21 protein-coding genes are annotated in these 20,346 nt (G+C 68.4%); 7 read left to right on the top strand and 14 right to left on the bottom strand.

Annotated elements, in window-relative coordinates; genetic code table 11:
• Positions 1-149: 149 nt before the first annotated feature.
• Positions 150-815, top strand: coding sequence for a phosphate signaling complex protein PhoU (phoU, locus tag VG502_RS07990; protein WP_325549505.1), 666 nt, complete (start codon positions 150-152; stop codon positions 813-815).
• A 174-nt stretch (positions 816-989) separates the two neighbouring features.
• Here phoU and VG502_RS07995 read toward each other — a convergent pair whose 3' ends face one another.
• The 3 genes from VG502_RS07995 to mshA form a co-directional block, all read right to left on the bottom strand.
• The gene (locus VG502_RS07995) at positions 990-1,733 is read right to left on the bottom strand and encodes a phosphoglyceromutase (RefSeq protein WP_325549506.1); all 744 of its coding nucleotides are present in this window, start codon (positions 1,731-1,733) and stop codon (positions 990-992) included.
• 10 nt (positions 1,734-1,743) lie between these two features.
• On the bottom strand, positions 1,744-2,253 hold the full coding sequence (locus VG502_RS08000) for a type III secretion system chaperone family protein (RefSeq protein WP_325549507.1): 510 nt from the start codon (positions 2,251-2,253) through the stop codon (positions 1,744-1,746).
• 109 nt (positions 2,254-2,362) lie between these two features.
• Complete coding sequence (mshA, locus tag VG502_RS08005) at positions 2,363-3,640, bottom strand: D-inositol-3-phosphate glycosyltransferase (protein ID WP_325549646.1); 1,278 nt, start codon at positions 3,638-3,640, stop codon at positions 2,363-2,365.
• Positions 3,641-3,763: 123 nt separating this feature from the next.
• Here mshA and VG502_RS08010 point away from each other — a divergent pair, with 123 nt between their 5' ends.
• A complete protein-coding gene (locus VG502_RS08010; RefSeq protein ID WP_325549508.1) occupies positions 3,764-6,904 on the top strand; it encodes an AfsR/SARP family transcriptional regulator in 3,141 nt (1,046 codons plus the stop codon).
• A gap of 105 nt (positions 6,905-7,009) precedes the next feature.
• Here VG502_RS08010 and VG502_RS08015 read toward each other — a convergent pair whose 3' ends face one another.
• Positions 7,010-7,840, bottom strand: a complete 831-nt coding sequence (locus VG502_RS08015; protein WP_325549509.1) for a peptidase inhibitor family I36 protein — start codon at positions 7,838-7,840, stop codon at positions 7,010-7,012.
• 34 nt (positions 7,841-7,874) lie between these two features.
• Entirely contained in the window at positions 7,875-8,738 is an 864-nt protein-coding gene (locus tag VG502_RS08020) for a peptidase inhibitor family I36 protein (RefSeq protein ID WP_325549510.1), read from the bottom strand.
• A gap of 150 nt (positions 8,739-8,888) precedes the next feature.
• On the opposite strand from VG502_RS08020, the gene VG502_RS08025 reads away from it, so the two are divergent.
• Complete coding sequence (locus tag VG502_RS08025; protein ID WP_325549511.1) at positions 8,889-10,073, top strand: hypothetical protein; 1,185 nt, start codon at positions 8,889-8,891, stop codon at positions 10,071-10,073.
• A 2-nt stretch (positions 10,074-10,075) separates the two neighbouring features.
• On the opposite strand, the gene manA is transcribed toward VG502_RS08025, so the two are convergent.
• Genes manA through VG502_RS08040 form a run of 3 tightly spaced genes read right to left on the bottom strand, consistent with a single transcriptional unit; the run spans position 10,076 to position 12,607 of the window.
• Complete coding sequence (gene manA / locus VG502_RS08030; RefSeq protein WP_325549512.1) at positions 10,076-11,230, bottom strand: mannose-6-phosphate isomerase, class I; 1,155 nt, start codon at positions 11,228-11,230, stop codon at positions 10,076-10,078.
• Positions 11,231-11,264: 34 nt separating this feature from the next.
• Positions 11,265-11,591 carry a DUF2516 family protein gene (locus VG502_RS08035; RefSeq protein WP_325549513.1) on the bottom strand — a complete coding sequence of 109 codons (327 nt, stop codon included), beginning with the start codon at positions 11,589-11,591 and terminating at the stop codon, positions 11,265-11,267.
• Positions 11,592-11,635: 44 nt separating this feature from the next.
• Positions 11,636-12,607: an asparaginase gene (locus tag VG502_RS08040; protein WP_325549514.1), complete on the bottom strand. Its 972-nt coding sequence runs from the start codon at positions 12,605-12,607 to the stop codon at positions 11,636-11,638.
• Positions 12,608-13,017: 410 nt separating this feature from the next.
• On the opposite strand from VG502_RS08040, the gene VG502_RS08045 reads away from it, so the two are divergent.
• Positions 13,018-13,458 carry a hypothetical protein gene (locus tag VG502_RS08045; protein ID WP_325549515.1) on the top strand — a complete coding sequence of 147 codons (441 nt, stop codon included), beginning with the start codon at positions 13,018-13,020 and terminating at the stop codon, positions 13,456-13,458.
• A gap of 80 nt (positions 13,459-13,538) precedes the next feature.
• Here VG502_RS08045 and VG502_RS08050 read toward each other — a convergent pair whose 3' ends face one another.
• The 3 genes from VG502_RS08050 to ygfZ form a co-directional block, all read right to left on the bottom strand.
• Complete coding sequence (locus VG502_RS08050; protein WP_325549516.1) at positions 13,539-14,279, bottom strand: hypothetical protein; 741 nt, start codon at positions 14,277-14,279, stop codon at positions 13,539-13,541.
• A 69-nt stretch (positions 14,280-14,348) separates the two neighbouring features.
• Positions 14,349-14,693 carry a helix-turn-helix domain-containing protein gene (locus VG502_RS08055; RefSeq protein WP_325549517.1) on the bottom strand — a complete coding sequence of 115 codons (345 nt, stop codon included), beginning with the start codon at positions 14,691-14,693 and terminating at the stop codon, positions 14,349-14,351.
• Positions 14,694-14,865: 172 nt separating this feature from the next.
• Complete coding sequence (ygfZ, locus tag VG502_RS08060; protein ID WP_325549518.1) at positions 14,866-15,912, bottom strand: CAF17-like 4Fe-4S cluster assembly/insertion protein YgfZ; 1,047 nt, start codon at positions 15,910-15,912, stop codon at positions 14,866-14,868.
• A gap of 66 nt (positions 15,913-15,978) precedes the next feature.
• On the opposite strand from ygfZ, the gene VG502_RS08065 reads away from it, so the two are divergent.
• Positions 15,979-17,136 (top strand): LCP family protein, encoded by a 1,158-nt coding sequence (locus VG502_RS08065; protein WP_325549519.1) that lies wholly within the window; start codon positions 15,979-15,981, stop codon positions 17,134-17,136.
• Between the two features lie 27 nt (positions 17,137-17,163).
• Positions 17,164-17,670 carry a heme-binding beta-barrel domain-containing protein gene (locus VG502_RS08070; protein WP_325549520.1) on the top strand — a complete coding sequence of 169 codons (507 nt, stop codon included), beginning with the start codon at positions 17,164-17,166 and terminating at the stop codon, positions 17,668-17,670.
• On the opposite strand, the gene VG502_RS08075 is transcribed toward VG502_RS08070, so the two are convergent.
• Together VG502_RS08075 and VG502_RS08080 are read right to left on the bottom strand one after the other, a co-directional pair.
• A complete protein-coding gene (locus VG502_RS08075; RefSeq protein WP_325549521.1) occupies positions 17,660-18,439 on the bottom strand; it encodes a hypothetical protein in 780 nt (259 codons plus the stop codon). The two genes, VG502_RS08070 and VG502_RS08075, sit on opposite strands and share 11 nt — an antisense overlap.
• Before the next feature lie 16 nt (positions 18,440-18,455).
• Positions 18,456-18,695 (bottom strand): MoaD/ThiS family protein, encoded by a 240-nt coding sequence (locus tag VG502_RS08080; protein ID WP_325549522.1) that lies wholly within the window; start codon positions 18,693-18,695, stop codon positions 18,456-18,458.
• Positions 18,696-18,791: 96 nt separating this feature from the next.
• Here VG502_RS08080 and VG502_RS08085 point away from each other — a divergent pair, with 96 nt between their 5' ends.
• On the top strand, positions 18,792-19,502 hold the full coding sequence (locus VG502_RS08085; RefSeq protein ID WP_325549523.1) for a response regulator transcription factor: 711 nt from the start codon (positions 18,792-18,794) through the stop codon (positions 19,500-19,502).
• Positions 19,503-19,680: 178 nt separating this feature from the next.
• Here the strand turns inward: VG502_RS08085 and VG502_RS08090 are convergent, their stop codons facing one another.
• A complete protein-coding gene (locus VG502_RS08090) occupies positions 19,681-20,343 on the bottom strand; it encodes an A24 family peptidase (RefSeq protein ID WP_325549524.1) in 663 nt (220 codons plus the stop codon).
• Positions 20,344-20,346: the final 3 nt, after the last annotated feature.

Consider the following 20,346-nt stretch of genomic DNA (forward strand, 5'->3'; position numbering starts at 1 on the left):
CCACGTGCAGTCATCTGATTCACTGAACGTGCAGCGCCGACCGGTGCGCAGCCGACGTCCCACCGACGCCGTACCGAATGCCCCAGTGACAACGCCCCACCGACAAACGCCCCACCGACAACGCCCCACTGACAAGGATCGAAGTTCAGATGCGCGACGCCTTCCACGACGACCTCGACAAGGTCTCCGACGACCTCGTCGAGATGACCACCATGGTCGGTGCCGCCATGCGGCGCGCCACCGCGGCTCTGCTGGAGACCGACCTGACCACCGCCGAGAGCGTGATCGCCGCCGACGACGACATCGACGCATTGCGGCGCGAGGTGGACGACCGGGCGGTCGACCTGCTCGCCCGCCAGCAGCCGGTCGCCACCGACCTGCGGATGGTCGTCACCGCCATGCACATGGCCAGCGACATCGAGCGGATGGGCGACCTGGCCCGCCACGTGGCCAAGGCCGCTCGACGCCGCTATCCCGACTGCGCGGTGCCCCAGCAGTTGCGCGAGACCATCCGCGAAATGGCTGCGGTGGCAGACGAACTCGTCACCGCGACCGGCAGCGCGATCGCGAACAAGGACGTCCACGGCGCCATCGAGATCGAGTCGATCGACGACCGGATGGACCAGTTGCACCGCAAGGTCTTCGGCGAGCTGCTGGACCAGAGCTGGGAGCACGGGACCGAGGCAGCGGTCGACACGACGCTGATCAGCCGCTACTACGAGCGGTTCGGCGACCACGCCGTCGCCGTTGCCGACCGGATCGTCTACCTCGTCACCGGCCGTTACGGCACGCAGGACGAGGGCCTGCAGCGTTGACTTGCTCCACTCCTCGCAAGGATGTGGGAGGCGGCCGCGAGCAAGCTCGCCGGCCGCCTCCCTCATCCTTGGTCGTCGCTCCGCGGGGCGTCCACTAGTCGTGCAGTCGCCTGACCTTGCCTGTAGCCAGCCCGGAACAGCACCGACCTGTCGCGGTGCTCGCGAACAGACGTCTCAACGCCCCTGGTTGGCGACGGCTTCGGCGGCGGCCTTGGCAGCCACCGGGTCGAGGTATTCGCCGCCGGGCACGGTGGGCTTCAGGTCCTCGTCGAGCCGGTAGACCAGCGGCTGGCCGGTGGGGATGTTCAGGCCCACGATGTCGTCGTCGCTGATGCCGTCCAGGTGCTTGACCAGTGCGCGCAGCGAGTTGCCGTGTGCCGCGACGAGCACGGTCTTGCCGTCCTGCAGGTCCGGCACGATCGCCTTCTCCCAGTAGGGCACGAAACGGGCGATGACGTCCTTGAGGCATTCAGTCGCCGGCAGCTCGTCGCCGAGATCGGCATACCGCGGGTCGGCGTCCTGACTGAACTCGCTGCCCGCCTCGATCGGCGGCGGCGGCACGTCGAAGGAGCGCCGCCAGGTCATGAACTGCTCCTCGCCGAACTCCGCCAGCGTGGCCTTCTTGTCCTTGCCCTGCAGCGCGCCGTAGTGGCGCTCGTTCAGCCGCCAGCTGCGACGCACCGGGATCCAGTGCCGGTCGGCGGTGTCGAGGGCGAGCGCAGCGGTCGAGATCGCGCGCCGCAGCAGCGAGGTGTGCACCACGTCGGGCAGTAGCTTGCTGGACGCCAGCAACTCACCACCGTGCACGGCCTCCTGGCGGCCCTTCTCGCTCAGCGGGACATCGACCCAGCCGGTGAAGAGGTTCTTGGCGTTCCAGTCGGACTCACCATGACGTAGCAGCACAAGGGTGTAGGTCATGGCGGTCATCTTACGAAGGCTCGGCGTCGTCGGCGCCGTGGTCCAGCAAGTGGCGGAACGCGTCCAGGTTGCGCGTCGACTCGCCGCGGCTGATCCGCCAGTCCCACTCCTTCTGCATCGAGGTGCGGAAACCGATCACCAGCAACTCGTTGAAGATCTCGTCGGCCGCTTCGAGCACGATCCCGAAAAGCGTGTCGAGGTATGCCGCATCCACCGCCGCCAGCGGCGTGCGGGACACCACGAAGACGTCGCCGTGCTGATCGGTCGCGTAGGCGATGCCCGGCCGGCGCAGATTGCGCCGCAGGAGGTACTGATAGAACTCCGCCTGGTTCTCGTCCGGATGTCGTATGACGAAAGCCGTTGCCGTCAGGGAGCTTTCACCCACGAGCAGGGATACGACCGTCTTCAGTTTCCGCTCCCCCGGAAGCGACACCACGAACTCGCCGTCGCGGGCGCCGAGCTCCCAGTCGAGTTCGGTCTCGGCGAGGTAGTCCTCGATGGTCTGCTGGATGGCGGTCATCTGTGGCCTCTCATCGGGTGCGGGGGTCTCGATACGGGGTCGCGTACGGGGTCTCGATACGCGCATTCCTCCGCTTCGCTCCCCCGTGCGCTACTCGACCCACTCAGGGTCACGGGATCGGGGCGGTCGGGACACCGGCGAAGTCGAACTTCGACAGGTCGGGAGTCTCCTCGACCGTGAATCGGCACGCGTGCCGGTAGACCTGCAGCAGCCGGTCACTGGTGGCGTCCCAGCTGAAGCGGGCCGCGTGCTCGATCGCCTTGCGGGAGAGCTCTTTTCGCGTGACGTCGTCATCCAGCAACTCGCCGAGCGCACTCGCCCAGTCGCCGGCGTCATGACCGCTCACCAGGCGCCCGGCGTCACCGACGGCGTCGGGCAGCCCGCCGACATCGGCCGCGAGGACGGGCGTGCCGCAGGCTTCGGCCTCGAGCGCGACGAGGCCGAACGACTCCGAATACGACGGCACCGCAAGCACATCCGCGGCGCGGTACCACTGCGCGAGGCCCGCCCGATTCACCGGCGGGACGAACTGCACGACATCGGCGATGCCCAGCTCACGCGCCAGTTGCTGCAGGCCGCGCGGTTTGGCCAGGCCGGTGCCGCTCGGGCCGCCGAGCACCGCCACGACCAGCTTCCCGCGCCGGCCCGGGTCCCGCTCGAGCAGCTTCGCCACCGCACGCAACAGCACGTCGGGTGCCTTCAGCGGCTGGATCCGGCCGACGAAGAGCACGACCTGCGCGTCCTCGGGCAGGCAGACCGCGGATCGTGCAGCCGCCGTGTCGCCTGGTGTGAAGGTCTCCAGATCCACACCGGGAGAGACGATTTCGACCAGGTCGGGCGTTGCGTCATACAGCTCGACGAGCTCGCTCGCCTCGCGTGGTGTGTTGGCGACGAGCAGGCTCGCCGCGCGCACGACCTGCTCCTCACCGATCTCGCGGCCGCTCGGCTCGGGCCGGTCGTCCTGCGCGAGCGATGCGTTCTTGACCCGCGCCATCGTGTGCATCGTGTGCACCAGCGGGACATCCCACCGGTCGGCGGCCAGCCAGCCCACCTGGCCGCTGAGCCAGTAGTGGGAGTGCACCAGGTCGTAGTGGCCCTCCGGGCTGCGCGCCACGTGGCGCATCACGCCGGCTGCGAAGGCGCACAGCTGGCCGGGCAGGTCGTCCTTCGACAACCCTTCGTAGGGGCCGGCGTCGATGTGCCGCACGAGCACGCCCGGGCTGAGCTCGACGGTCTCGGCGAGCGCCGCGGATGTCCTGCGGGTGAATATCTCCACCTCGATCCCCCGGCGGCCCAGGCGCTTCGCGGTCTCGACGACGTAGACGTTGAGACCGCCCGCGTCGCCCGTGCCGGGCTGGTCCAGCGGAGACGTGTGCACGCTGATCATCGCGACACGGCGCACCGGGCACGGCTGCTGGGGAGTTGACGTCACCGCCCCAGTCTCCCACCGGGCAAATCCGCCCGCCACGGAACCTCCACCGGCCCATTTCGTCGCATTACCGTGAGGAACATGCGTACTCCGGGGGACTGCGCCCGTCTTCGGGTCCTGGGTCATGTGGAACTGCTGTGCGGCTCCACGCCGTTGCCGTTGAGCCAGTTGGAACGCTCCCTGCTCGCCCGGGTGGCCATGTGCCCGGACGGCGGATCTGTTTCGGCCGAGTCTCTGGTGCCGTGGATCTGGGGCGACGATCCGCCGTCCTCGGCCCGCAATCGCGTGCAGGCACTCGTCTCCGGCCTGCGGCGCAAGGGCCGCGAGCGCGACCTGATCGAAACCACCAAGACCGGCTACCGACTGGCCGACGGCGTGCGTTCGGACTGCGAGGAATGGCGCGAGCTGACCAGCAGCCAGGGTGATGCCGCCGAGCGGTGGGGGCAGCTCAGCACGGCCATCGAGCTCTTCAACGGCCCGCCGCTGCAGAACATCCCGCTCACCGACGACGTGCACCTCGCGCAGCAGACACTGGCCGGTGAGCGACTCACCGTGATCGAGGAATGCAATGAGCTAGCCCTGGAGCTCGGCGAATTGCGTGGACTGACAACGCGATTGACGGCCCTGGTGCAGGATCAACCCTTCCATGAGGGCTTTGCCGCGCAGCTGATGCGCGTCCTGGCCCGCGCCGGGCGCCAGGAGGAGGCGCTGCGCGTCTATCGGGACATCTACCGCCGGCTGGACGAGGAGTTGGGGGTCGCGCCGTCCGAGGTGTTGCGCGCTGCCCACCAGGACGTGCTCAACGGTGCCGACACCGCCGCGTCCGCCGATGCCGTCCCCCTCGAGTCGGAGCCGCACCATGCGCTACCCGAGCCGCCGCCCACCAGGCCGCCGACGGGCACGGCTCCGGCAACCGACCCCGCACAGGCCTCCCCCACCCACAAATCCGGCATGTCCCAGTTGCCGGTGCCGCGCACCCTGCCCCGCAACCCGTCGCACTTCGTCGGCCGCGACGACGAGACCACCCACATCCGACTCGCCGCCGCGCGCGCAGCGAACGAGGCGGTCGTCGTCACCGTCACCGGGCTGACCGGTGTCGGCAAGAGCGCGCTCGCCATACGTGCGGCGCGTGAGGTCCAGGACGACTTCCCCGACGGCACCCTGTATGCCGATCTCGGCAACACCGACGGCCTGGACGTCTCGGGCATCCTCGGCTCGTTCCTCCGGCTGCTCGGGGTCCGCACCCGCGCCATACCCGAGGACGTCGCTGCGCGCACCGGGCTCTTCCGGTCGGTCCTGGAGGAACGCCGGGTCGTGATCGTGATCGACAACCTGCCGGAGATCACCCGCCGGGTGGCCGAAGCGCTCGAGCAGATCCTGCCGGTCTCCGCGGGTTCACTGGCCATCGTCACCTCCCGCGGAATCGACACTGAGGTCGAGGACTGGTCGTCGATTCGCCTGCGGTCATTGGAGATTGACGATGCCCGCGCCCTGTTGTGCCGACTGATCGGTCAGGAACGGGTCGCGGCGGACGACGAGGGCGCAACCGCCCTGCTCACCGCGACTGGGCGTCTCCCGCTCGCCATCCGCCTGGTCGCCGGACGCCTCGCGCACCGCCCGGACCGGCGCTTCGGTCCGATGGCGCAGCGACTGCTGTCGTCCTCCGCGGGCAGCCGCGACGCATTGGACGGCCTGCGCAAGAGCGTGCAGATGGTCTGGGAACGCCGCACCGAGGACGAGCAGCACGCGATCGCGCTGATCGCGCACCTGCCGCTCAGCGGCATCAGCGGCTGGATGCCCGGCACGATCCTGCACGACGAGGACGACGGCGATGACCTCGTCGAGATGCTGCTGGCCACCAACCTGATCGAGCCGGTCGAGCGCGACAACGAGAGCACGAGTTACCGATTGCACAGCCTGGTCGCACAATTCGCGCGGGCACGACACCCCATCGACGACACGACCCAGCACACGGCGATCACCGACCTCGGCCGGGAGTTGCTACGGCGAGCCAGCAGCTTCCACGACGCCTTCCATCGCAGGTTCGTGCCCGCAGCCCCGCCGATGCCGGACGACGACGACCCTGTAGTGCGCAGCGCGGACGTCGCCGTCGCGCGCGCCTTCTTCCGTGCCGACGGACGGGCGATGCTGACCATCGCTGCGGCTGTTGTGGATTCGGCACCCGAACTCTCCTGGCGCCTGCTCGTCGCGGCTGCCAACGCGCAACACACCTTCGCGGGTCACGGCAGCTGGCTGGGCGTCGCATCGACCGTGCGCGACCGGCTGGATTCGGCGTCCTCGGACCAGCAACTCGGCCGGGCGCTCCTGCAACTCGCCGAGGCCTGGCACCGGCAGGACCTGCGTTCGGAGTCGCGCGCGGCGCTGGCCGCGGCCGGCGGTGCCCGCAAGGCGCTGACCCTGCTGGGCGCCAACCGGGCGGCCGCCGCGGCCGACATCGTGACCGCGCAGGCCGCGTTGTCACTCGGCCGCCGGCAGCTGGTCGAGGCCGCGCTGGCCCGCGCCGAGGGGCTGCTGACCGGTTCGAGCGACCCGACATACGCCGGCTGGGCGAGCACGGTGCGCGGCGTGCTGCACAACGACTACGACGAACTCGAGGCCGCCGACCACGAGCTGATGCGCGCCCGGGAGTTGCTCGCCACCGACGGCGACCGGATCGCCTACGCCACCGCGACGATCGAGCTGGCGCGGGTCACCTGGCGCCAGCATCACCTCGGGTCGGTCAACGTGTTGCTGACCGAGGTCACGACGCTGCTGCAGGACCTCGGCGAGCAGCATCTGCTGTCCTACGCGCTCGATGCGCGCTCAGAGATGAGCTATCAGCTCGGGCGGGACGAGGACGCACTGCAGGAGTCGGAGATCGTATGGCGCCGCGCGGTCGACGCCCAGGACCTGTTCCTGGCGGCTCGCGCTCGTCGTACCAAGGCCCGGGCACTGGCTGCGCTCGGCCGGCTCGACGAGGCCGAGGAGGAACTGCGCGAGAGCATCGAGGAGTGCACCGCACTCGACCGGCCGCTCAGCGTCGCGGCCGCCATGCACGACCTGTCGGTGGTCCTGTCCAAGCAGGGCCAGCATGCCGCGGCCGGTGAGCTGCGCCGGCAGGAACGCGCCGCCCGTGCCTCCGCGGACCTGGCCGCCCGCGAGGAGTTCGACAAGGCGTTCGGCCGACAGGTGGAGGATGTCGCCGACCCGGCGACGTTGTGACATGAAGGCGCCGGCGGTCGACTGCGACGACCGCCGGCGCCTTGCCGGTCCGGGTTGGTGCGACCACTGCGAGATCGCACCAACCCGAGCTTCGTGCCGGACGACCTACGAGACCAGTTTGCTGTAGTGGAACGGCTTGAACGTCCCGTAGCCGGAGTAGTACGGGTACGGGTTGATGCGGTGCACCGCGCCGTGACTGCCGCTCTCCTCGTAGGCCCAGTACGACGTGTGTGCGGTGTTGGCCCACTTCTGGAAGATCACGACGTGACCCTGGCTGCCGACGTTGGAGTTGAGCAACACGTCGCCGGTCCGAAGGGCCGACTTGGTGATGTACTTGCCGTAGTTCGGCATGGCCGACGTCGTCGTCCCGGGCTTGGCCAGGCCCCACGCCATCGACACATAACCCGAGCAGTCCTCGCGGTAGCCTTGGTAGTAGTGCGTCTGGCTGTAGGGGACGCCGGCGTCCACCCAGACCTTGGCCCGGGAGATCACCGTCGCACCGGTCACCGTGCCGGAGATCGCGCCGATGTGGTGCGACGCGTCGTTGTTCTTCAGCGTCGAGTTCAGGTTGCCCTTCACGCCCGTCGCGAACGACTGCTTCGTGCCGGCATACCCGCTGTTGTAGTAGACGTAGACCGTCTTGCTGGTCCGGTTCCAGACCGACGCCGCGTTGTTCTTCACGCACAACCCCTTGCCGGCGCCGGTGCCCTTGAACACGTAACACGTCGCCGGGTCGGTGCCGTAGTTGCTCACCGACGTGGTGAAGTCCGAGACCGAACCGCCCTGGTCGGAGTTGTAGTACAGGCAGAACTCACCCGACTCACACACCCCGTTGCGCGCCGTCGCCGCATGCGCCGGGACTGCCACCGTCACCGTTCCACCAAGTGCGATGGTGCTGCCCGCCAGGGCCACCATGGCCTTTCTCCGGAAAGTCATTACTCGGTCTCGCTTCCTGGTTCGGCGTCGGCGATCAGTGGTTGAACCAGGGCTGGGTCCAGCCGAGGTAGGTCTCGCCGAAGCTCGACTCGATGGTGGCGATGGTCGTCTTGTTGTAGTGGCCCGCCTGGTAACGGCCGTCGGTGCCGACGTCTGTCGAGGCGAACACGCCGCCACCGAGGGACAGCATGACGTGGCCGGCACCGCTCGAACCGCCCTTGAAGAACGCCAGGCCGCCTGCCGGCACGGTGCGGACGCCCGCGTGCTTGTCAACCGCCGGCACCTGCGTCCAGTGGATGTAAGCGGTCGACGAGCCACTGCTGGACCAGCCGTAGGCCAGACCCACGACGTGGTCGCACCACCCGGTGCCGAACGAGGTGCTGCCGAGATGGTTCTTCGCCCACGTCACGGCCTCTGCGCAGGTGCGCGGATTGCCGAAGGTGTTCTTGCAGGTGCTGGTGATCGCGCCGATGTGGTGGCTGGCGTTGTTGTTCTTCAGCGTCGAGTTCAGGTTCGCCTTCACACCGGACGCGAACGACTGCTTGGAGCCGGCATACCCGCTGTTGTAGTAGACGTAGACCGTCTTGCTGGTCCGGTTCCAAACCGACGCCGCGTTGTTCTTCACGCACAGCCCCTTGCCGGCACCCGTGCCCTTGAACACGTAACACGTCGCCGGGTCCGTGCCGTAGTTGCTCACCGACGTGGAGAAGTCCGACACCGAACCACCCTGATACGAGTTGTAATACAGGCAGAACTCACCCGACTCACACACCCCGTTGCGCGCTGTCGCCGCATGCGCGGCCGGCATCGCCATCGTGAAGGTCGCACCCGCGACCATTGCTGACACACCGACCAGAGCCGCGGTGCGGTTCATCCGAGAACGTGTGCTGACCATCATGACCATCTCCCTGACGTGGCTGGACGAGCGGAACACGACTCACTGTGCTGAGAGCCACTGCGAATCCGCTGCGGTCGGTTCGCAGCGACGCGTCGGATCCACCGCAGCGATAGCACCCGAATCGCAGTGCGCGCTCGCAGAATGGGCGAAATGAAAACGATGCAGAAGCTGTCCGTCACAGCCGCGGCTGCAGCCGTCGCCGCAGGCGCTGCACTCAGTGCCCACCCCGCACCGGCATACGCCGAGAGCTCGCCGACTCCCATCACAGCCAGCAATTTCTGGCTGACCGCCGACTACGGCACCACCTACAGCGAGCCGGTCGCCGGCTTGCTCAGCCAGGCCGGCAATGCGTCGGTCGGCACCGTCATGGACAACGCCAACCACGACCGGACACCGTCGACCGCGATCTCGACCCAGGTCCACGGCTTCCGTTGGGACTCCGGCGACAACAACGACTCCAACGTCGCACCGCAGGGCATCACCACGAGCCGCGACGCCGTCGGCACCACCAACGACGGGAGGTATGGCGGCCGGCAGCTCATCGCAGCCAGCTTCTACAACAACGACCCGAAGAGCAGCCGGATCAACCTGACCGACTGGGATGCGAACTATCCCAACAAGTACCGCTACATCCTGCTGGTCGAACCGACCGGCACGCGGTCGGCGCCGAGCTACAAGGACGTGCAGATCCACGTCGGCGGCATCGCGTGGTACGGCAACTACCTGTACGTCGCGGACACCGCCAACGGCATGCGCGTCTTCGACATGAGCAAGATCATCAAGACCTACACCGGCGGCGACAAGTCACTCATCGGCGCACACGACGGCAGGTTCTACGCGCACAACTACGCCTACGCGCTGCCCCAGGTCGGGAAGATCACCTCGCACGTGGCAACCGGCACGACCGGCCTGACGTGGTCGACGATCTCGCTGGACCGGCCGAAGAAGTCGATCGTGATGACCGAGTACAAGTGCCCGACCACCGTGACCTGCAACTACCCGAAGGGCACCACCCGCGCCATACGCTTCCCATTTGCTTCTGGCTCAACGAAATTCGCGGCCAAGACCTACGCCAGCCAGGCGCTCAACACGCCCTTCCACTACCTGAACGGCGTCGCGTCGCACAACGGCCGCTGGTGGTTCAACGACTCGCACGACAAGAAGCTCTTCTACTGGAGCGGCTCGGGTTCGGTCAGCAGCTACAACTGGGTCAGCTCGGGCGAGAGCATCAGCTACTGGGAGGACGCCACCGCCCCGGACGAGCTGTGGTCGTTGCAGGAGGGCCTCGGCAACCGCAACGTCTTCGCCGTCAACCAGTCGACGTATGACGGGTGACGTCAGTTCGAGAGGCCCGAGGTCGCGAGATAGAGGGTGCCGTGCCCGGACGCGGTCGCCGGGCACTCGCCCGCGCCCAGGAAGCACGACTCCCCCGGTGCGAGCTCGAGGTCGGAATCGCCGCAATGGATGGTCACCGAACCGTGCAGCGCCAGCGCGATGCGGGGACGTTCGGTGCCCGGCAGCGGCGTCTCGTCCCTGCCCGGTGCGACGACGTGCAACTGGAAATGGGGAACATCGACCGGGTAGGAACTGACCCGGCCGGGTGTCGGACGCTCCGGCACCATCTCGCGGTCGGTGTCGACGATCCGCAGCAGCTCCTCGATGTTGAGCGGCTTGGGTGTCAGGCCGGCGCGCACGATGTTGTCGGAGTTGGCGAGCAGCTCCACGCAGGTGCCACCGACGTAGGCGTGCAGCACGCCCGCGGGCACGAAGATGTAGTCGCCCGGCTCGAGCACCCGGTGCACCATCAGCAGCAGCACCACCAGGCCGATGTCGCCGGGGAACTGCTTGGCGGTCCGCAGCACGGCGTCGAACGCCTCGGCGTCGGGCCCCTGCAGGCGGGCGCCGCAGCCGGCGACCACCGCCGCGACGAGCTCATCCTGCTCGTCGGCGCTCAACCGCAGGAAGTTGGCCAGCAGCGTCGTGACGGGTGTCGACGAGCCGGAGACCTCCGCCAGCTTCTTGGACAACTCCGGAACGTCCAGCGAGTCCACCAGACGCTGGATGTCGGCATACGAACGCAGGCCCGCGAAGATCTCGAACCGCGTGACGGCCACGAGCGCTTCGGGTTTGGGCCACGCATCGACATACGTCCCGGACTCGGCCTCCAGCGCCTGCGCGGCGTCGGGGTGCACCTGGACCGACAAGGCGGTCTCGGGCGCGAGGATCTTGAGCAGGAAGGGGAACCGGCCGCCGAAGTACTCCGCCACCCGCGGGCCGAGCGCGAGCACCGGGTCCCGGGCGACGAGCTGGTCGAGGGTGGTGTCGGCGATGCCGGAGGGCGCGGCCTCGTGGGCGCCCATCCACAGCTCCGACTCGGGTTGTTCAGTCGGCGCGGACCGACCCGTGAGCTCCGCGATCACCGTGTGCGAACCCCACGCGTCGTTCTTCACCTGCGGTCGCAATTTGCCGATCGCGCGTGGAAACCCGGTCACTCCTGCCCCCTCGGTGCCGGCCGCTCCGCCCCGCTCACCAGCGACCGTAGGGGCCGCTGTTGTTGCGGCGCGCCCGTCCGGTGACCTGTTGCAGCGCCGGTCGCACATCGGCCAGGTAGACACCGGCCGCGACGACGGCCGCGATCTCGAAGATGCTGATCGGCGACAGAATGACGAGGAAGCCGATCATGGTCGCCACCGCCGTGATGGCCAGCCAGGCGGGCTTGCTCAGCTTGCCGGCAGCGGTGAACGCGTCGGAGCGCTGGCGGATGCAATCGACCAGCGCGAAGACCTGCATGGCGAAGAGCACGACGCCGAGCACCAGCGCGACCGTCTCCTGCAGGTGGACCAGACTTCCCATACCCCCCACCCTAACGCGGCAATCGTGTGCGTTTCGTGTGGTTCTCAGAGGCCTACCGCGGTGATCGCGCCCACGGGCTCGCCGTGCCCGAGCACGTCGGCGTGCCCCAGCAGGTCGATCGCCGGACCGGTGACGCCGGCGCGGCGCAGCAACGCCGCCATCACGACCGGCCGTGCGCGCTGGCCGCCGTCGGCGATCTTCACCACGAGTCCGCGGCCGTCCGGCAGGCCCACGGCATACACGGCCTCCGCGCCGTCCTTGGCGACCAGACCGTCGACGCCCCGGATCAGCGCGGTCACGTCGCGGCGGGTGCCGCCGAGGTATTCGGGATGTGCGCGGATGCCGTCGCGCACGGTCGCCTCGTGGCTGCCGGGCTGCGCCGCGGCGATCGCACCGAACGCCCGCGCGAGGCCGACCGGAGAGATCGCCATCACCGGAGCACCGCAGCCGTCGGTCGCGACCGCGGCGATCTGCTCGTGCGCGATGTCGCTGATGGTCTCGGCCATCGCCTGCTGCAGCGGGTGCTGCGGGTCACGGTAGGTCGCGATGTCCCAGCCGTTCACGGCGCAGGTCGCGAGCATGCCGGCATGCTTGCCCGAGCAGTTCTGGGTGATCGACGTCGGACCGTTGCCGTCGGCCAGCCACTCGTTGCGGGCCTGCTCGTCATACGGCAGGTCGGGGGTGTTCTGCAGGTCCGACTCGGTGAGGCCGGCGCCGGAAAGGATCTCCCGCACGCCTGCGAGGTGGAAGTCCTCGCCGGAGTGACTGGCGCTGGCGAGCGCCACGAGCTTGGGGTCGGACAGTTTCAGCCCGCTGCGCAGCATCGCCAGTGTCTGCATCGGCTTGTTGGAGGACCGCGGGAAGCACGGTGCGGTCGCATCGCCGACGGCGAAGTCGATCTCGCCATCGGGTGTGGTGATCACCGCGACGCCGCGGTGGACCGATTCGATGAAGCCACCGCGGTCGACGTGAGCCAGGACCGGGGCGTCGGACAGAGCACTGAGAGAGGAAGCCACGAGCCGACGATAGAGCCGTATGGCGCCGCCGCGCGCGCCGGGTCGGGAGCCGCCGTCCACCGACCGGCCGGCTACCGCCGAGTACGTCGCCACGCTCCGCTCGTGCGGCATCCAGCAGTGGTTGCAATATGGCCCGGAACCGCTTGACGACGTATGGCGGGGCGAGGATTGTTTCTTCCCACGCAGGCCCGAAAGCACCGTCCCGAGAAGGACGTTCGCGTTCTCACCCGCTTGGCCGGCCCGCGCTGGCCCGCGAGCGGACGCGGGCCGGAGGTGGCTGCGCCGGGGGCCCCGTCCGCAGGGTCCAGCCGACGCAGCGGGAGGGCAGAGGCAGCACGCCGTCGTACCGCCCGATCGAACGGCGTCGCCGGTTCGGCCACGCCTCCCGGACACTGCGAAGGAAGATCGAAATGCGCTCACGCACAGCCAAATTCGCGGCAGCGGCCATCGGCGCCGCCTGCTTCATCGCGCCCACCGCGCTCGTCGCCACGGCCGCCCACGCCGACCCCGCCAACGCACCGAACTCGTTCCCGATCACCCTGATGTGCGACGACGGCTCCAGCTATCAGGTCGTCAGCAACGGCAACGGCAACTGGACACCCGCGCACGATCTGAACGGACAGACCGTGCTGATCCCGTTGGCGTTCGGGATGCAGACCTTCACGGTGTATGACGCCTCCGGCAACATCATCGACCAGGAGTCCGTGCCGCCTTCGACCAAGACGGCAGTGAACGCCAACAAGCAGGCCACCAAGTCCTGCACCTTCTCCGGATCGCAGACCGCCCCTGATGGCACCCGGTTCGAGATCAACGGGTCAGTGATCGCATTCGCGACTCCGAACGGGCAGTAGGAGCACGGGAAGAGCCCCGCACACCGAACGGTGCGCGGGGCTCTTCGCAGTCAGTGCCAGATCAGTGGCAGCTGACCCTCTCAGGCGTTGTCAGTGGTCTCGACCGTGGCCTCGACCTTCGCCTCGACCGGCAGGGTCGGGACGGCGGCGGTGGTCTTCGCCGGGGTCGCCTTCTTGGCAGCCGGAGCCTTCTTCGCGGCGGCCTTCTTGGCCGGAGCCTTCTTCGCAACCGGCTTCTTGGCGGCGGCCTTCTTGGTGGTGGCCTTCTTGGCGACCGAGCTGCGGGTCGGACGCTTCGCGGCGCCCTGCTTGGCGGCGTTGCTGCGCACGACGGTCTCGGCCTCGGCCTCGACGGCACCGGCGTTGCGGCCGACCAGGCCGGCCAGGCGCTCGACGCCCTTGGCGGCTTCCTTGCGGACACCGAAGACGGCGGCGAGGGTGCTGTCGCCGGTCTCGGAGGCGTTCGCACGGGCGGCCGACACGACGGCGCGGCCCTGCTCGGTGGCCTCGCGGGTCACCGCGGCGCCACGCTGCGCGTAGTCGAGGTAGCTCTTGGCGAAGTCGTCATACGCACGCTCGACGTTGCCGGCAACGAGCTCGTAGCGCTCGGTGGCCAGCGACGGGATGGCGAAGATCTGGTCGCGAACGTCGTTGACGGTGTTGAGGATTCGCTCCTGAACGTTCTCCGGGGTGAGCTCGTCACGCAGCGACTGGGCGCTCTCGGTGGCGGAGTCGACGGAGTTGCGGACGGTCTCGACGGCAGCGTCGGCCGCGCCGATCAGGGCGTAGAACGGGGACTCGAAGGTGCTCTTGGAGGGCATGAACTTCTGCCTTTCTTTCGGGGTTCTTGGTCCGCGACATTCGGAACGTCGCGGTGGTTCGGTCAGTGGTCAGTCGCCGACATACGAGTCGTAGACGTCGATCAACGCCTTGCGCTGCTTGTCGGTGAGCCGAGGGTCGTTCTTGATGACCTGCCGCGTGTCGACCGGAGCGTCACCTTCGGGCAGCGCGTCGAGGATGCCGGCGTGCACGTAGATCTGCTCGGCCGAGATGGCCAGGCCCTTCGCGATCGCCTGCAGGATCTCCGCACTCGGTCGTTTCAGGCCGCGCTCGATCTGCGACAGGTAGGGGTTGGAAATCCCGGCACGATCGGCCACCTGCCGCAAGGAAAGCTGCGCCTGCTGGCGCTGCTCCTTGAGGTATGTGCCGAGGTCGGTCACCGGGTTCGGGCTCATGACCCCAGTATGCTAACTACAGTTAGCAAAATGCAAGCTGGGGCTAGCGTGAGTTGGGTCACCCGGTCCCGACATGACGACCGTCGTCCCTAAATCCCGCGAATCGGGGCTTCGGACGCACCAAGAGAACGACCGTCGTCCCTAAAACACGTGCGACGCGGCCCCCGTCCCCTTACGGCGTGACGATCTCCGTCTGCGCAGCGGCGATCTCCCCGGCATACAGCTGTATGTCGAGAGGGGTGTTGCGCTTGACGACTGCGAGCGCGATCGGGCCGTCCTCGGCATGCCGGGCGACGGTGGTGATCCGGCCGACGGGCCGCTCCCCCGGGACCTTGGCCAGCTCGGCGCCCTCGTCGGGCAGCACGTGTCCCGAGCCGTCGAGGTGCAGGAAGACCAGGCGCCGCGGCGGCTTGCCGAGGTTGTGCACGCGGGCGATGGTCTCCTGCCCGCGGTAGCAACCCTTGTGCAGGTGCACGGCGGTGCGCAGCCAGTCCAGCTCGTGCGCGATGGTGCGGTGATCGGTCTCCTTGCCGACCCGCGGCCGCCACGCGGCGACCCGCTCGGCCTCGGCGGCCCACGTGCCGGCCAGATGCCGGTCGCCGACCTCCTCCAGCAGCTGCTCGCGCGGCAGGATCAGCTCCCGCCACGCGCGGTCGGCCGCCGGGTGCGGGTCCACCACGCTGTATGACGCGGAGCCCGCGCCCAGCGACGGCCAGGGGTCCCGCCAGGCGATGACGCCGCGGGTCTCCTTCTCGGCGGGCAGCGACTCGTTGCCGATGGGTTCGCCGAGCACGGCATAGACGTCACTGACATCGGTGACCTCGACGCGCAGCATGAAGCGCATCGAGTCCAGCCACTGCACCAGCGCGGGCGCGGTGCCCGGCTCGACGGTGATCCAGGTGGTCTCGCCGTCGTCGACGAGGTGCAGGTCGTGCTCGATGTGACCGTGCGGGCTGAGTACCAGCGACTCCGCCGAGGTGTATGGCGCAAGGTCCGTCAACGCCTGGGTCGTCATCGAGTGCAACCAGCTGAGCCGGTCGGGGCCGGTGACCGTGACGACCCCGCGGTGGGACAGGTCGACCACGGCCAGGCCCTGCTCGAGCAATCGCTGCTCGCGCAGTGGGTCTCCGTAGTGTGCGGCCACGCCGGCGTCGAGACCGTCGGCCGGAACCGCACCCGGATGTGCCAGTAAGGGACTCTCCACAGATGCCGTCGTCACGCTTCCAGCGTACGTCGCCGCGATACGCCGCAAACGTCGCCCGGGGCGGGACCATAGACTTCGCGCATGACTGGGGACAACCGTGACGACGAGCTGCCCGGCACCAACGAGGAGCCCTTCTACGACCCGGACCCGACCATGGAGCAGCCGGTCGCGACCGTCCCCGGCTCCGACGAGACGAATGCCGCCGAGGCCGGCGGTGGGTATGCCGCGACCGCGACCCGCGCGAGCCGCCGGCGCGGGCGCAAGAAGAAGGCCGGCTGGCTGAAGGTCACCCTGCTGACGTTCCTGTCGATGTTCCTGGTCGTGGTGCTGGCGTTCGTCGGGTTCGCGCTCTACCTCAACCACGTGCTCAGCTCGAACATTTCGCACGGCCAGGCGTTGCCCAGCTCTGCGGTGAAACCCGCAGGGGATGCAGGAAACTCGCAGAACATCCTGCTGCTCGGCAGCGACACCCGATCCAACAAGGTCAAGGATGTGCGGGCCGACGCGCGCGCTGACGTCATCCAGCTGGTGCACATCAGCAACGGCCACAAGTCGGTCCAGGTCATCCACTTCCCGCGTGACCTCTACGTGTCGATCCCGGGCCACGGCAAGAACAAGATCAACGCCGCCTTCGCGTATGGCGGGCCGGCGCTGCTCGCCCAGACGCTGTCGCAGATGCTCGGCGGCATCGTCATCAACCGCTACGCGATCATCGACTTCAAGGGATTCGCCGACCTGACCAACGACCTGGGTGGCGTGAATGTGTATGTCTCGCAAGCCTTTGACGAGAAGGGCTACGGGAGCTTCGGCAAGGGCTACAACAAGATGAACGGCGACCAGGCGCTGGGCTTCGTGCGAGAGCGGCACCAGCTCAAGGAGGGGGACATCGATCGCGGCCGCAACCAGCAGGCGTGGATCAGCGCGGTGGTGCGCAAGACGCTGTCGGCCGGCACGCTGCTCAATCCGGTCAAGCTCACCAACACGGTGAAGGACCTGACGAAATACACCGAGGTCGACGCCGACACGTCGGCGGGCGACATACGCAATCTCGCGCTGGACCTGCGCAACCTGCGCTCGCGCAACATCACCTACTACACGGCGCCGTTCACCGGCTTCGCCAAGGACCCGGTCGCCGGGTCGATCGATGTGGTCAACGAGCCGCAGATGAAGAAGCTGGGCCAGGCGCTGTACCACGACAAGATGGCCGACTACACCTACGGCAGGAACTCCATTCAGTAACCAGCCCCTGCTCGTTACGATTGCGCCGTGCCCATCGAACTCGACACGACCATGCATCCCGACCTCGCGCCGCTCGCCTGGCTCCTCGGTGAGTGGGAGGGCACCGGCGTCGCCGGTTACCCCGAGTTGCCGACGGTCAACTTCGCGCAGGAGATCAGCTGCACGCACGACGGCCGGCCGTTCCTGCGCTGGGAGACGCGCAGCTGGGTCGTCGGCGAGGACGGCAGCCGCGGTGAGCCGTTCGAGACCGAGCTCGGTTTCTGGCGGCCGCTGCCCGAGGGCGAGGTGGAGCTGCTGTTGTCACACCCGACGGGCGTGACCGAGCTCTACTACGGCAAGACCGAGCCGGCCAAGGCGGAGTTGCGCACCGACGGTGTGCTGCGCAGCCCGGACGCGCGGGAGTATTCCGCGGCGCACCGGCTCTACGGCTACGTGCAGGGCGGCCTGATGTGGGCCACGGACATGGCGGCCCTCGGCCAGCCCCTGCAGTCCTACGCCTCCGCGCAACTGAGTCGTTCTGCTGCTACCGGTTGATCATCCACTGGGCGGCGTAGGCGAGTACGCCGGTGCTCAGCACGGCCGCGATGCCGTAGGTCAGTCGCCCGGCCGGCTCGTCGGTGTCGAGCTGCCGCAGCACCCGGCGCAGCGCGGCGCCCACGAAGCCCGCGAGCAGACCGGTGAGCAGCATGGCGGCGAGCGCCTGGGTGTCGGTCAGCCCGATGATCAGGCCGAGCAGCACACCGAGCAGGACGCTCGCCGGCAGCGACCATTCGTTGGCGTGCTCGGCCGGCAGGACGGTGTCGACCAGCAGACCGAGCACCGCGGCGCCGACCGCGACGGCCACGGCCGCATCGCCCTGGTCGTATGCCGCAGCGCCCGCGCAGAACATGCCGCTCGCCAGCACCGCCAGGCCGAGGGCGCAACCTGCGAGCGAGACCACCAGTGACTCGCGGCCGTCGGTGCGGATCAGTTGGTGCAGGAACGCCAGGACGAGGCCGATCGCGAGGACGAGGCTGATCGCCTGCATCCCGTCGTCGTCACCGGAGAAGACGACGACTCCCGCCATACCGACCGATGCTGCGGCGAGGACGAGGCTGATGCCGGTCGGGCGTGGCAGGCCGAGCAGCAGTGGCCAGCCCCAGGCGAGCGCGAGCCCGGCCGCGAGGACGGCGTATGCCGAGACGTCGTGCCCGGCATACGCACCCAGGATCACAAGGGCGGCCGTCACGACGCCGCCGATCAGCGCGAGCGAACTCGTGGCGATGCGGGACGTGGGTGATTCGGTCAGCGGGGCTCCTGGCACGACCCGCATCCTCCCATCACCCACCGGCGAAGGGCGGCAGCACCTCGACAATCGACTCCGCGGGCAGCGCCGCCGAGCCGTCGATGCGGTGCCCGTCGAGCAGGTATGACGCGACCTTGAGCACCGGCGCCAGACCCGGGTGTGCGTGCAGCGCGGCGTCGCGCAACTCCCCCAGATCGGCTGCGGCCAGCCGCTCCTCGTGGGTGCCCGCGGCTGCTTGCGCGGCCGCCCAGTAGCGGACCGTCACCTCGTGCATCGGCTCCTCCAGATCACGGCCTGGACCGTGTGTTGCTCGTCACCGCTGCACCCTTGGCGGATGTTCGCGGTCTGTTCACCAGTATTCTTGCAAGGTATGGCCCGCCTGTTGCTGCTGACCGACGCGCCCGGCGCGAGTGTCGAGGTGCTTCCGGCACTGGGGCTGCTGAGTCACCGGGTTCGCATTCTGTCACCGCAACCGCAGGCCCTGGTGGAGCCGCCCGAGTGCGATCTTGTGCTGCTCGACGCCAGGCGTGACCTGGCCGGCGCCCGTGGCCTGAGCCGGGTGCTGCGCACCAGCGGACTGTCGGTTCCTCTCGTCGCGGTCTTCACCGAGGGCGGTATGGCTGCACTGACCGGCGAGTGGCAGATCGACGACGTGATCCTGGACAGCGCCGGCCCGGCCGAGGTCGATGCCCGGCTGCGCTTCGCGATCAGCAAGGTCACCGAGGAGGAGGACGAGGCGCCAACGCGCATCACCGCCGGCGGCCTGGTCGTCGACGAGGAGTCGTATGCCGCCAAGATCCACGGCCAGCCTCTCGACCTGACCTACAAGGAGTTCGAGTTGCTGAAGCACCTGGCCGCGCACCAGGGCCGCGTCTTCACCCGAGCGCAACTACTCCAAGAGGTCTGGGGTTACGACTATTTCGGCGGCACCCGCACCGTCGACGTGCACATCCGCCGCCTGCGCGCCAAGCTCGGCCCCGAGCACGAGTCCCTGATCGGCACCATCCGCAACGTCGGCTACCGCTTCGTCGGAGGCCCCGGCGCCCGCCAACCCGACTCAGACCCCACCCTCGTCGATTGAGATCCCTGAGGAGCGCGTGAGGAACGAGCGCGCCTACGCTCGATCCCTGAGGAGTTCGTGAGGAACGAGCGCGCTACGCTCGCTCCCTGAGGAGCGCGTGAGGAACGAGCGCGCTGACGCTCGCTCCCTGAGGAGCGCGTGAGGAACGAGCGCGCGTCTCGAAGGGTCGAGCTCCCACTCAGCCCGACACCGCAGACAACGCAATCGCGACGACCGCACCGGCCAACATGCTTGGCCCGTAAGCGAATTCGCCCCTCCGGTCCGTGCGTCGACTGACCATCAGCGCAGCTGCGACAAGCCCGCCGATGAGGAACGTCGCAAACGTCGCGCGCACCACCTCGGTCCAGCCCAACCAGCCCAGCAGCATTCCGAGCAGGCCGGCGAGCTTGACGTCACCGAAGCCGAACCCGGACGGCAACAACAGCAGCAGGAAGTAGAAGGCGAAGAGCACGACGCCCGCGATGACCGCACGCACGAGTGCCGACCAGTCACCGCTCGCAGTCGCACCAATCACCAGCAGTAGCAACAGGATTGGATACCCGGGCAGCTGGATCGCGTCGGGCAACCGATGCACATCGAGGTCGATGAACGCCAACGCGACCATGGCCCAGCCGGCGACCACGAACACCGCAGCAATCACGACGGGCTCGGTATGCCGGACAGTCACCCAGAGCAGCAGGCCCAGGAACGCGGTGGCGGGGACGATCCACCAGGTATGCCGAGCCGGGAGCACGCGCTCCTCCGGCAGCCGGTAGCCCAGCCCCCTCAACCTGGTCCGCAACAGCAGTCCGACGACGCAGCCGGCCGCATATACCGCCAGCGAGACCAACCACGCAAGCATTTT

The sequence above is a fragment of the Flexivirga sp. genome (genome assembly GCF_035551235.1).
Lineage (GTDB): Bacteria > Actinomycetota > Actinomycetes > Actinomycetales > Dermatophilaceae > Flexivirga.